Below are 12,467 nucleotides of genomic sequence, written 5' to 3'. Positions count from 1 at the left end.
AAAAACGGACCTTTGTGAATGCGCTACAACCGAATCCTCATAGCACCGGACAAATTCAAAGGAACTCTTAGCGCAACCCGTGCTGCAAGGGCTATGCACTCAGGCGTTCGCAATGCTTGGGGGGAAAAAATCCAGATGGTTGAACTCCCTCTGGCCGATGGAGGAGAAGGGAGTCTCGTTGCCCTCCACACATTGCGGCCAAAGTTGAATCTTCGGGCAGATATCCTTCCCAACGCAGGCGGGCTCAACCGTTCCGTTTGTTATCTTACCAATAATACCGATGCTTATTTTGAATCGGCACGATTACTTTCCTTAAACTTCCAAGGGAATCGCAGACTTCCTCTTCTGGATCGCACGAGTTGTGGCCTTGGTCGCTGGGTTCGGGGTATGCTGGACTCGCAAAAAAGGGAGTTAATTTTATTTCTAGGAGGAACTGCAGTATGTGACGGTGGACTAGGGATCTTACACGAATTCGGGTTTCAGCTATTGGACAGCAAAAGTAACCTTGTGCAATCTCTACGATATTTACCGAATGCTCGAAGGCTCATACCGCCAGCCACATTTAAGTCGATAGAAGCCGATATCAAAATGTTTACGGATGTAACCAATCCTCTGCTCGGTCCGACAGGCGCCCCCAAATTGTTCGGCCCTCAGAAAGGTGCTACGCCGAGCGATATTGTTTTATTGGAAGACGGACTCGAGAATCTCTCCCGTTTATGGGCGGAGTTTGCTGTACAAAATGATACAAATTGGCCTGCCGGTGTCGGTGCAGGAGGAGGAATTGCACTTCCTTTCCTCGGAATGACAAAAAAGAAGGCAACACTCAGCTCCGGTTCTTCTTTCTTTTTAGAAGAGTCCGGATTAGCTAGCATGATCCGTCCAGGCGACTTGGTCCTCACCGGGGAAGGTAAGACCGACGCAGGAACCCTGACAGGTAAACTCGTAGATGGAGTGGTTCACCTCTGCCGTAAAGTTGGTGCCGACTGTTTAGTAGTCAGCGGAGCTGTGGCAGACCGAGATAAATTGGAAGCAGCCAATTATCCCAAGACAATAGCGGTTTCAACTAATGGTATTGTGCCGTCACGTAAAACCGCCGCTTCTGAGCTATCCCGGGCTATTACAAGAACTCTCAGCTTGGTAAAGTAATTTTATTTCAGGAAGTTGAAAGTTATACGATATCCCAAAAATGTTTGCCTCAGGACATGGAAACTCTTTTTAAGTAGGCGTAGACAAAAAATTTAGGTTCTATATCATCTCATAAACGCAACTAGATTGCAAATTCTCTGTGAAATTGTAGAGTTTTGTGTGCTCGACTGTAAACGCTATAATTCTACGCTTGTACAAGGCACTATGCAACAAACACTTTTTAATTTGAATGAAAAAACGGTTCACGATATCAGTAATCCCGAGACTTACAAGGGAATTTTCTCCTTTCATAAATATTGGGGAAAAAAGCCAACGGAAAGCTTGGCATATTTCATACAGAATTACACAGATGAAACTGATATTGTTCTAGATCCCTTCTTAGGTTCAGGTCTAATAAGCCGAGAATGTTTGCTTAGAAACAGAAGATTTATCGGTATTGATATCAATCCCTTTTCTATCGAGCATACAAAGTTTGTATTAGATCTGCCAAATCCAAGTGAGTATATTCGGGCATTCAATGAAATAGAAAGATCAATAAAGGAAAAAATCAATTCTACTTATCATACTGAAAATAGTAAAATTGCTTCACATTTTCTCTGGAAAGAAGGTTCTCTGGTGAGAGTTTGGCGGCGACCGGAGACTGGTCGGAATAGATTGGAGGCTGACCCCAGCGACATCGACCTATATCAAATCAGCAAATTTGCAGGCTATGAACCAAAAAATATAAGGAAATCAACATTCTTTACAAATTCACGAATTAATTCTAAAGCGGAAATGGCAATAACTGATTTATTTACTGGAAGGGCTCTCCATAATATAGACTTAATAATCGATGAAATAAAAAAATATCCTGAGCCAATTAAGAGAGCATTGTTTTTAACCTTAACATCGTCTTCTGGACAAATGTCATCTATGGTTTTTGCTATAACAGGCCGAGGAAAAACGAAAAATCTCGTTTCTGAAAAAATTGAAGTTGGAAGTTGGGTAATTGGTTTTTGGAAGCCGAACCTACATTTCGAAATCAATGTGTGGAACTGTTTTGAAAGCAGGGCAAAAAAATTATATAAAGCTTTGCAAGACACATTAATCAAAAAGTATACTCTCAAAGATTCAATAAACTCACTTCTAAAAGATAATAATGGTGCATCCATTATTCACGCAAATTGCCTAATAAGCTTAAAAGAAATACCAGATAAATCTATTAAACTAATCTGCACTGATCCTCCTCATAGCGACAGAATTCCTTACCTAGAATTAAGTGAGCTATGGAATTCAATTCTTAATAAGAACGTAATCTTTGAAGATGAAATAATTGTTTCTAATGCCAAGGAAAGAAATAAGAAAAAGACAAGCTATATCAAAGATATGACTTTATTCATCTCTGAGTCGAGCAGAGTATTAAAAGATGACGGTCTATTTTTGCTATATTATAATGCGCGCGATAAACAAAGCTGGAAATTTATGGAACTATTATCTAGCACTAGCAATCTGAACTATATCGGCGCCTTTCCAATGGAATATTCAGCTAACTCTGTAGTGCAAGATAATAGAAAAGGCGGAATGAAAACTGATTACGTCTTGGTAATGGTAAAAAATAAGTCAGTTATAATGGAAGATCGCGAACTTGAAAAGTTACCTGGATGGATCTCATACTTACCGAAAATTGAAAGTTAAAAAAATGTCTAAAGAATTCATTAAATGGCTCAAACTTTATAATTCTGAGAACTTACAAGAATTTAATACAAATTCGGAAGCCCAGCTCTGGCTAAAAACAAAGTCAATTATACGAAAAGATATTTTAAGTGATTTTTTAGCTGAAAACTCAATTACTCTTTCTGAAAGTACTTTAACAAAATCATTCATGGAATTATTTGACATTCTAAAAACAAATTCAAAAAAATCTCACCTACTTCTGGATACATTTATACAAAAGACGAATAGAATTGTTTTAAAAAGTTTAGATCAAAAAAAACTAGTCTCAGAACTCTATAAATTAAAAGTTTTTCAGTGGGGTGGCGACTACCAAAATTCCTTAGATAAATATCTTATTAGTCATTATGTTAAGAAAATCACTAATTATGATTTGTTAGTTTCTAAATTTGAGAAGGAAATTAATTCGGTTGTCCAAGGCTATGTTCTAAATAGCTGGTATAATCACTGGTCTAGTATTTTAATTGAACATATATTCAAATCACATAGCACTGTCTTGCCGGCAGTAGGGCAAATAAAGGGTGTCGATTTCTTTATCGACAACATTCCCTTTGACTTAAAAGTTACATATTTCCCTTCTGAGTATCTAAAGAAGAAAAGAAGAGAATCTGGTCTCCCTGTTGAACTTACATATCTAAAGTCTAAGGCAAAGGAGCTCAGTATTCCTTATGATAAAAAAGCCAAAGATTCTGATATATATTATGAAATTACTGAAAAAATAAAGGACAAAGGAACGAAAGAAGCTTTAGAAGTTTTAGAAAGGATCAAATTAGAAAATAATAAAATCATTACTAATACTATCACTAACCCTAGAGATTTAATCAGATGGCTATATGAAAATCAAGGTGAAATGCGATTTGGATCTGAAAATCGGATATTCTTGGTTTTGATAGATAAAGTTGATTTTTCCAGTTCATGGAAATTAAAGCGAAACTTAGACTTACTTACTCCCGCAATACATTCCTTTTTAGACAAATTTACAAATGTTGAAGTAACTGATTTAATTGTTGAATATAGCTATCCAGGGAAACCAAATTCTTTCAAATCTATATCAGATATTATTTTCATTACTAAATGATTTTTTGGGACATCGTATAAATTTCGGTGCCTCCGCGACGCTCGGGGCAACGCGGTTGTTAGGCGTAATTAAACGAATATTTGAAACGGTAGTCCCTGTTCTTGATACTTTCATAGATTTTAATTAAGATCACCATCGAATTTTCAACTAAGCGTGCTTTGCAATCGAGTTCTCTATATCAAGAGAAGGATATGAAATTGTATTTATTTTACCTTTCGACCGTCAGCCTACGAAAGGGGGAAACCACATCCATTTCGTTTCTCACCATTGGGGAAATAATTTCGGATCCAGAAAAATTAGTCAATGATATCTCGAATGGAAAGTACAATGGAGCCAGTTTACACATCTCCATACATCACGTTTATCAAGATAAATTCCCAAAAACAAAGAATCTTTAGTAAAATGCATCTAACTATATGTAAAGGAAATAAATTCCCAAGCCTTTTGTTTGTACTAAATTAGTAAATTAAATATTTGAAAAATGATAGTCATTTCATTTAATTGGTAAAAATTGGAGTCGTATGATTAAGGAAAATTTGCCAAAATTCATTTTGCTTATTTCTTTGCAGTGTCAAATTGTATCGCTTTGGATACGTTAGGTTTATCTTATGATCGGATTAAAGGCGACGAAGTTGCCGCTAAGTTAGCAGATGCAGCGATCATGACCGACTTAGTAAATTCAACAATACTTATCGGCCAACCTCAGATCTCAATAACCGCAATCTTTTCTTCTGTAATTGCAGGCATCGATGTTAAAAAGTATTACAAAAAATCAGAAGTCGATGACTGTATAAATGATCTTTCCAATTATTCATACGGACAATCATGAAATTTGTCTTCGTTCGAAGTAGCCTCCACTGCATATTTCAGCTTGACTCTATTATGAATTCTATTTGCCAACTCTTCCGATATCCCGTTAGGTTTCGAATAGGGAGGTTCTATTATATAAAACGATAGATTGATTTTCCTCTAAATTTTGAGTTATTAGAAGATTCGAAAAGAAACCATCTGGATATTTATTTGCTTTGATTTCGTATGTATATTCTCCTTTCGAAATTGGCAAAATTAATTGGCAGTCTGTTTTAAAATGAAATTGCTTCAAACCAGTCCATAAAGTATTAAATCCTAATTTTCGATCATTATTAATCAATAACCTTCTTTTAAGGACATTGTCTTTTTCTTCTTGAAAAATATAAATCAAATAACTTTCTACCTGCATTCTCTCTCTTGAATTCTTAAGTTCTGACGGTAAATATATTTTCAGATAGTTTCCTTCTGAGTTTTGAATAGGATAATAAGGTAGGCGCCTCCAATAAAATATATTCCCGTAGCAGTTTGAAAATATAAGCAAAATGAGTAATGTTATTTTACTTTTCATTACAAACTACCTCCACATGTGTTTCCGGTTTGTTCTCCATATTGATAAATTGTTTCGAAACTACGAATTCATTTTCCTTTAACATCAAAAAGTATGAACGGATCAAGACTTGGATTCTGCTCTATTGTATAGTTAATCTCGTAACTATCTTAGACACTTCTTGAATTCTCAAGCCTTTCCGAAAAGGTCTTGCCTTCGGGATTTGGAATCGCTTTTTCCTTAAAGCTTAAGCGAATAGAATGATTTGGCGGAAGGTAGATTTCCTTTTCTAATTTTCCAGAAAATTCCGTTCTTGCGCTACCAAAGGCAAACCGATATAAAGTTTTACCCGCATTTCTCGGCATTCTATATTCATAACCTTCTAAAAACACAAAACGTATATCGGACCTAATCAAATATGGTAACTCTTCAGGTTTTTGATAATAAGCGCTCCAATAATCCTCGTTTGGGTTAACAGCTGAAGGCAAAGCTAATAATGGATTTGTATCTCCCAAAAAGACAAATAAGTGATATGTAAATAAGTCATCATTGAGACGATTTTCGTTTATTTCCTTCGGCATAAATCCAAATTTGATGTAAGTATTTTGGAAATTTTCAATATCTTTATGTCGATAATAGGTTTCAAAGCCATAACGCATCCCAATGCAACTTTGAAGAAAAAGAATTACTATTAATATCTTATAATACAAAGATCGCATATTATAAACTACCGCCACAAGCATCGTGTGCTTTATCAGCTACTGAATAAATTAGAACTACGCCGGGAAATTGTAAACCAATTATACCTGCCGCAGCGCTGCCCCAATTCTCAGTCCCTAAATCATATAATATTCCTATATATCCGAAATATTCTATTCCTTTCACAATACCAAATTGAGTTGGAGTAATTGGAAACAAATTACTTAGCGAAGGCGCTAACCAAGGCATTTATATCAATGCAAATGCAGCTGTCATTGTCGTAACCTACCCAACTGATGTGTAACAAAACGCAGTCCGATCATACTTCTCTTTCCAACAAATCAGCTTGTAAGAGAATCACCTCTATTTATTTCACCATAAAGTTCTTAGGTCATTTTACATTCACAGCTCCGGATTGTGTTACTCCAGCTGTCCTGTTCTTACTTTCGTCTGCCGCCATTACTACAACGCCTCAAGGAGCAGGGTTTAAAAATAAGAATCCCAGTGCCAGAACCAATGTCATGTTGGCTCCCGATTCCCAAAGTTGTATCATCTACCTAAGAAATTAACCCCAATCCGATACCAACCAAAGCAAGAATATACAAGAAAGCCGGAATTCTCCCAGCTCTATCTCAACGAATATTGTTTCTTCAAGAACCTGAAAGTATTTGGAGTAGATGCGTTAGCTAAGAGCAGGAGGGAGAAGTTAGGGATTGTTGAGGTCTATTATGGTTCCGAATCAGAGAGAACCGAGAAGGCAAAAAATTTCGATCCAACCCTGAAAAACGAAATTAGTAAGAGCGAAGCTACTAATTTCGTTTTTCACTTAGCTAAATCACAAAATGTGCGGATTGTCAAAGATAAATTACTACCTATTTAACACTCGTAATCCGAACCGAGGACCACCTTTCTTCCAATCCAGAACCGCCCTCCCCTACACCATAATTAGAAAAACAGAAAATAGAAACCTCTTCCCAACACCCCTACCTAAACACCACAATCCAGCGCTCAACACTGACTACTTCACAGAAATAACCAAGAAGATCCTAAATGACTTCTATCCAAAACACTGTCCAAATCCTGAATGCAATAATAGAGTCTTAGACAAAGAGATCTCAACAAGACCAGATCTAATTAGATGCTCTCAATGTAGGTATCTAACTTCAAGACTAAGCTACACTCCACTTCATCATTTCAAACTACCAATATGGATGTTTGGATATGTCCTCTACGAATCCCTAATCCAATACCCAAAGGTAGTAACAGCAACAGAACTAAGTAAGAGATTAAAGATAGGATATAATGCAGCGAGCTTACTAAAGAGAAGATTCCAACTCTTTGCATCAGACCAATTGCCAAAGTATAAGAAGTTAACCTACGAAGTTCTAAACGATCAGTTCAAGGACTTCCTACTCCCTCCAAATGAGAATAGAGACATTACCAAGATTATGGCAAAGAAGCCTTATACTTGCGTAGACACTGTTGTATTATATTCAGCAGGTGAAAGAGCAAGCCAAGGCAGGAAACGATACAGACATAGTGGTCAAACCGCTTCTATATACCTTTCAGAGAAATTAGGAGGGAGGCAAGTCGGAACTTTAGTCCAGACTATAGCAATAAAGCAAGGACCAGTATTCTTCTCATCAGTAGCTAATCAGAAAGCAGATACACTTGGACCTTTAATTAAAGAACATCTACCTACTTCTACTCCCCTTTTTACAGACCAAGGATACCCATGGCTTTGGGGAATATACAAGAACCACAGATCAGTTAATCACTCTGCAAGATCAAAGGATAATCGATTCAGATTCGCTCGCAATCGTTGGAGTAAGAATGGAGTTCATAATCAAGTAGCAGAAGGTAACCATAGAGTTCTAAAAACTGCCTTTGCTGCTTACGGATATATAAAACCAAAATATTCGCAAATGTATCTAAATGAGTTTAGCTTCATTAAGAATGCTAATGTGTTCGGACTTGATGTGTTGGTTGAGTCGTGTGTTAGTGATGATGCCAACAATGGAATGAGGTGTAGAGATAGGGATGCTTTTGCTGTCAATCCGAGAGCGCGACAGAGGGAGGCGGTTCGGATTGAGAGGAAAGGATTACTACCTATCCCCTGTTACCATTTCTCACAAATCGCGCGCGAGCAACCCCCGCTGTCGAGAAGCGGAATTTAGATTCCGGTAAAAGATCATCTTCCAAAACCTCTAGCAAATTCAAGCATGCAGGAATTAATATTCCATTCTTCGAACAGATCACCAAGAAGATCCTGAATGATTTTTACAAAAAGTTTTGTCCTCATTGCGAAGACCAAATTCTGGATAAAGAAATCTCAACTAGACCGGATGTGATTCGTTGTAGAGTTTGTCATTACCAAACTTCCAGACTCTCATCCACTCCCCTTCAACAATTCAAACTTCCACTTTGGATGTTTGGATATGTATTTCACGAATCTTTCATCCAACATCCAAAAGTTCTCACTTCAACAGAGATCACAAAGAGATTAGGAATCTCATATAAGGCAGCTTTACTCCTCAAAAGAAGATTCCAAATATTTGCATCCGAACAATTGGAAATATATAAACGAATTACATTCAAACTCTTAGAAGATGAATTTCGAGACTTTAACCTTCCTCCAAATGAGAATACGGATATAACAAAGAAAATGGCAAAGCGTTCGTATATTTGCGCAGATACAGCCGTTTTGTATTCCGCATCTGCCAGAGCAAATAAAGGAAGAAAACGGTTCCGTCACAGTGGAGCAACTGCTTCCATATACCTCTCAGATAAACTTGGTGGAAAACAAATTGGAACCTTAGTTCATACAATCGCAGTAAAGCGTGGGCCAGTATTCTTTCACTCGGTTCCAAATCAAAAAGCAAATACTCTCGGACCAATCATCAAAGAACATTTGCCAATTCGAACTCCACTATTCACGGACCAAGGATACCGTTGGCTTTGGGGAATATACAGAAATCATAGATCGGTAAATCATAATGCAAAATCGAAAAAAGGAAGGTATCGCTGGGCCAGGAATAGATGGAGCAAATACGGAGTGCATTCTCAGGTAGCAGAAGGAAACCAGAGATTACTCAAAACTTCCTTTGGTGCATATTGCTATACAACACCAGAATACTCGACCTTGTATCTGAATGAATTCGCGTTTCTCAAGAACGCAAAAGTCCTCGGACTCGACATTCTAATTCAAGATGGAGCCGAAGACTCTGTGGGGATTGGAGCTATGTTATATGGACCTTCAAAAACCTCGCGCGCGCGTAACAAATCTCTACAACCATCGATCGACAAGTTTCGTTACTCAGAGACAAACGAATCTGTCTCAGAAGAAAGTATCATTGAATCTGGTTATGCATTATTAAACTCGAAGTCTGCAATCGAAAAGGCAAAAGTAAAATTATCCAAGGAGATGCTCTCTCATAACCAATTCTGGAACGAGAAAAAAGGAACTTATTCGCAAAGAAGACGAGAACTCGAACACCAAAAATTGGCTAATAAAATCTGGAATATGATAATCGAAAAAAAGGAAAAAGGATCTCATATTTCTGTTTCTGATTTATGCACTTCTTTGCGAATCCGAAAAGTTACTGCCAATCATATTCTTAAAAAGTGGATTAAATTGAAATTAATCGAAAAGAGACGTAAAGGCCAAGCTTGGTATGATAGGACGATTGATTTTTATATAAAACCAAAAGCAAACGATTTACCTTTTTTATTATATACGAAGTTCAAAAAGAAAGTCGAAAAGAATTCCAAAGTGAAGGGGCGAAATGCCTAATGAATATAAATTCAACGCTAAGGATTTTTACAGAATACTAGACACACAAGAAAAACAATGCCGATTGACTGGAAGAGAATTAACTCCAGAAAATACAAACGCTGAACATATCCTACCTCTGCGAAAAGGAGGTCGTCATGAATTTAAAAATATCTGTCTTATTGTCGAACCTCTCTCAAAGTTAAAACGTTATTATACCGAAGAAGAAATCATCCACTTAGCAGCAGACATTATCGAATTCAATGGAAGTAAATTTGGCTATCGACTTTCTAAAACGAAAAAGCGATGAAACTGGTTTTCCGACTTGGTTGGCAAAAACGATTTCAGTTAATATAAATAAGAAATCCCTCCTTTTCCTCAAGGAGCCAATAATATTTCCAAAGTGGACATCTTGGGCAAAATGTTCTGCCCGATCTAAGCAAAACTTCCATACTTATCTGTCCAGAAGACAGCCTGTCGTAAGTTTACATTTGAATCCAAACTGGAAATACAGATGTATAGAAGAAAAATACAAGCTTGAAAAGTATTTTCAGAAATCTAAAGAATCAGGCAAAGAGGATTACGTAATTTGGTTATTAAATCGAATGACCAAGAATCAAAAAGAATATGATTCAATTAGTAAAACTTTCCTGAGATTAACGCACTTCGAAACGACAAAACTAAACCTTTTTCAAAAGAGCTTTCGAAACGCGGATCGAAATATCAAAGCGACTAAATGGTCAGTCGCTGCTCGTAGAAACTATTTACGAATGATGAGAACCGATTTTCCAGACTTAGTTAGAGGTTATTCCAGATGGGAGCTTTGCTTTACGCACTGTAAGAAAGCGATCTATGGCATTGCGGAATCAGAATGGTATAAGGCATTTCAGAAATGTGAAACTATCATAGAAAGAAAAATAATAAACAATCACATCCTATAAAGGTCTCTTGACAGTAATATCAATTACGTTATCTTCTTCCTGCTCAAAGAAATCTTCACTTAAGCCAAGTAATTCAATTACTGTTCCTTCATCAAATGCCAATAAATCAAGCAAATCCCTCTTACTCATTCCGGCATTTGAAACTAACAATTCCATAGTTTTTCGTAGCAAAAGCGGTTCTTCTAGGGGCAGTAATTCATCTAATTCTTCCTTCGTTCGCTTAGCAGAATTCAAACGATAGAAATACTTCAATTGCGACTCAGAAAGAAGCCCTAAATCTCGGGCCCGCATCATCATGGCCTGCTTAGATACTTTCCACCTTTCCTTCAAGTGTACTAAAAATTCGTTATTGGTACTAAGCAATTCTCTAGAAAAAGTTTGCATCGGCATCAGAAAAGCTGCTCCGAAACGGAAAGCCTGTGTTTCAATTTTCTTATGACTTACAGGGTCTTTCTGATCGTCTTCTGTAATATTACGGTGTAAAACTAAATGTGCTAATTCATGAGCGGCGTCTAAGCGAGACCTCACACACGTTGTATCAGAATTTCCTAATATTATGTAAGCGTCTTCGCCTATTTTAATAGAAAAAGCATCTACGCGATCATCAAAAGCAAATCTGGAAACAAATATTCCATTGTTTTCCAGAAGACGGACCATATTGCTAATAGGCCCCAAACCTAAATTCCAGAATTTTCGTAATTCTAATGCATAACCCTCAATTTCATCATCCAAATCACGAAAGTCATCAGGAAGATCAAAGTTTGGTAAATTTAATTTAGGAAAATTAACATAGGTCTTCAAAGTTCGAACTGAATCAGCTAACCAATACGATTTTGTTTTAACTTCTTCACGAGCGGATTTCGTAGCAGCCGCGAATTTTCGAAAATTCGGAACACCAACTTCATTAACTGAGAAAGAACGTTCCTTGGTAAAAAACTGAGAAGGAAGGCGCAATACTTGAAGTAAACGTATTATCTTTTCAGGACTCGGTTGAACAATTCCGGCTTCATATTGAGAGACTGCCTGTTTAGTTACCCCAAGTAGACCAGCAATATTAGTTAGAGTAAACTCTCTAATTTCCCGAGCTTCCTTTAAACGGAAACCTAAGAATTTACCTTTCATTCTGCTAGTTTAATCTGTTCTATAAAGTTTTTCAACTCAATTGCGATTTCTTGATCTGTATTTTCAGAAGGTACAACTTCCTCGCCTACTGCACGTTTGGCGAAGGGCATTAAATCAAAAGTAATATGGCCACCCTCTCTAAGCGGAAACTTTAAATTTACAAAATCGACCGAATCCAGGTTTTCACCGCCATAAGTTAAAATCATATATTGACGATCTAACTGTTCTACTCGCGAAGTAATATCCTCAAAAGGAAGCATCGGATTTTGTTCAATTAGCTCTGTTCTGAAAATAGCGTCCCTCGGCAAATCATTACTACCCTTTACGTGACTTGCAGTAAGAAGATTGTCTCCAAAGGTTAGTTCAACGTGCCGAGAATTTCCACTCTTATTAAGCTCGATATTAGCTTTAAAACTCGTATCCTCGTTCGCTAAGATAAATAAACAAAAATCTACCGCGATTCTTCGTATATATGGGTAGATGTCTTTCGCTATGTCATTCTGGAATAATATATGCGACTTACTAACCGCTTCGAGAATCCTTTTTGCTCGAAAAGGAATATTAGCTAATTGCTCTTTTACTTCCTTTGGAATCTGTTCAAAAATGCTTTCTCGAAAGGTCTTCATACTTAAAGTATTACGC

At 37.0% G+C, this 12,467-nt stretch carries 13 protein-coding genes; 9 read left to right on the top strand and 4 right to left on the bottom strand.

Features of this window, described 5'->3' with window-relative positions; all coding sequences use genetic code 11:
* Nucleotides 1-18: 18 nt before the first annotated feature.
* The 4 genes from AB3N61_RS06565 to AB3N61_RS06550 all read left to right on the top strand — a co-directional run bounded on the left by AB3N61_RS06565 (nucleotide 19) and on the right by AB3N61_RS06550 (nucleotide 4,763).
* The gene (locus AB3N61_RS06565; protein ID WP_367898814.1) at nucleotides 19-1,146 is read left to right on the top strand and encodes a glycerate kinase; all 1,128 of its coding nucleotides are present in this window, start codon (nucleotides 19-21) and stop codon (nucleotides 1,144-1,146) included.
* A 204-nt stretch (nucleotides 1,147-1,350) separates the two neighbouring features.
* Entirely contained in the window at nucleotides 1,351-2,820 is a 1,470-nt protein-coding gene (locus AB3N61_RS06560; protein ID WP_367898813.1) for a DNA methyltransferase, read from the top strand.
* The gene (locus AB3N61_RS06555; RefSeq protein WP_367898812.1) at nucleotides 2,810-3,934 is read left to right on the top strand and encodes a hypothetical protein; all 1,125 of its coding nucleotides are present in this window, start codon (nucleotides 2,810-2,812) and stop codon (nucleotides 3,932-3,934) included. The genes AB3N61_RS06560 and AB3N61_RS06555 overlap by 11 nt, the downstream gene beginning before the upstream one ends.
* Before the next feature lie 568 nt (nucleotides 3,935-4,502).
* On the top strand, nucleotides 4,503-4,763 hold the full coding sequence (locus tag AB3N61_RS06550) for a TIGR04452 family lipoprotein (protein ID WP_020768089.1): 261 nt from the start codon (nucleotides 4,503-4,505) through the stop codon (nucleotides 4,761-4,763).
* Nucleotides 4,764-4,850: 87 nt separating this feature from the next.
* Here AB3N61_RS06550 and AB3N61_RS06545 read toward each other — a convergent pair whose 3' ends face one another.
* Both AB3N61_RS06545 and AB3N61_RS06540 read right to left on the bottom strand, forming a co-directional pair.
* Nucleotides 4,851-5,312, bottom strand: coding sequence for a hypothetical protein (locus tag AB3N61_RS06545; RefSeq protein ID WP_367898811.1), 462 nt, complete (start codon nucleotides 5,310-5,312; stop codon nucleotides 4,851-4,853).
* Nucleotides 5,313-5,461: 149 nt separating this feature from the next.
* Nucleotides 5,462-6,010 carry a hypothetical protein gene (locus AB3N61_RS06540; protein ID WP_367898810.1) on the bottom strand — a complete coding sequence of 183 codons (549 nt, stop codon included), beginning with the start codon at nucleotides 6,008-6,010 and terminating at the stop codon, nucleotides 5,462-5,464.
* A 524-nt stretch (nucleotides 6,011-6,534) separates the two neighbouring features.
* On the opposite strand from AB3N61_RS06540, the gene AB3N61_RS06535 reads away from it, so the two are divergent.
* From AB3N61_RS06535 to AB3N61_RS06515, 5 genes are read left to right on the top strand one after another with little or no spacing between them, the layout of a single operon-like run.
* The gene (locus AB3N61_RS06535) at nucleotides 6,535-6,870 is read left to right on the top strand and encodes a hypothetical protein (RefSeq protein WP_367898809.1); all 336 of its coding nucleotides are present in this window, start codon (nucleotides 6,535-6,537) and stop codon (nucleotides 6,868-6,870) included.
* Nucleotides 6,833-8,167, top strand: coding sequence for a transposase (locus tag AB3N61_RS06530; RefSeq protein ID WP_412758395.1), 1,335 nt, complete (start codon nucleotides 6,833-6,835; stop codon nucleotides 8,165-8,167). Before AB3N61_RS06535 ends, AB3N61_RS06530 begins: the two co-directional genes overlap by 38 nt.
* Nucleotides 8,092-9,783, top strand: a complete 1,692-nt coding sequence (locus AB3N61_RS06525) for a transposase (protein ID WP_367899067.1) — start codon at nucleotides 8,092-8,094, stop codon at nucleotides 9,781-9,783. The genes AB3N61_RS06530 and AB3N61_RS06525 overlap by 76 nt, the downstream gene beginning before the upstream one ends.
* Nucleotides 9,776-10,072, top strand: a complete 297-nt coding sequence (locus AB3N61_RS06520; RefSeq protein ID WP_367898808.1) for an HNH endonuclease — start codon at nucleotides 9,776-9,778, stop codon at nucleotides 10,070-10,072. The genes AB3N61_RS06525 and AB3N61_RS06520 overlap by 8 nt, the downstream gene beginning before the upstream one ends.
* Nucleotides 10,038-10,703 (top strand): hypothetical protein, encoded by a 666-nt coding sequence (locus AB3N61_RS06515; protein ID WP_367898807.1) that lies wholly within the window; start codon nucleotides 10,038-10,040, stop codon nucleotides 10,701-10,703. The genes AB3N61_RS06520 and AB3N61_RS06515 overlap by 35 nt, the downstream gene beginning before the upstream one ends.
* On the opposite strand, the gene AB3N61_RS06510 is transcribed toward AB3N61_RS06515, so the two are convergent.
* Together AB3N61_RS06510 and AB3N61_RS06505 are read right to left on the bottom strand one after the other, a co-directional pair.
* Complete coding sequence (locus AB3N61_RS06510) at nucleotides 10,698-11,825, bottom strand: helix-turn-helix domain-containing protein (protein ID WP_367898806.1); 1,128 nt, start codon at nucleotides 11,823-11,825, stop codon at nucleotides 10,698-10,700. The two genes, AB3N61_RS06515 and AB3N61_RS06510, sit on opposite strands and share 6 nt — an antisense overlap.
* Nucleotides 11,822-12,451, bottom strand: a complete 630-nt coding sequence (locus AB3N61_RS06505) for a hypothetical protein (protein ID WP_367898805.1) — start codon at nucleotides 12,449-12,451, stop codon at nucleotides 11,822-11,824. The genes AB3N61_RS06510 and AB3N61_RS06505 overlap by 4 nt, the downstream gene beginning before the upstream one ends.
* Between the last annotated feature and the right edge of the window lie 16 nt (nucleotides 12,452-12,467).

Origin of the sequence: Leptospira sp. WS58.C1, assembly GCF_040833995.1 — a bacterium.
Lineage (GTDB): Bacteria > Spirochaetota > Leptospiria > Leptospirales > Leptospiraceae > Leptospira_B > Leptospira_B cinconiae.
Note: the sequence above shows the minus strand (reverse complement) of the source record. Positions and strands in the feature narration are given on the sequence as shown.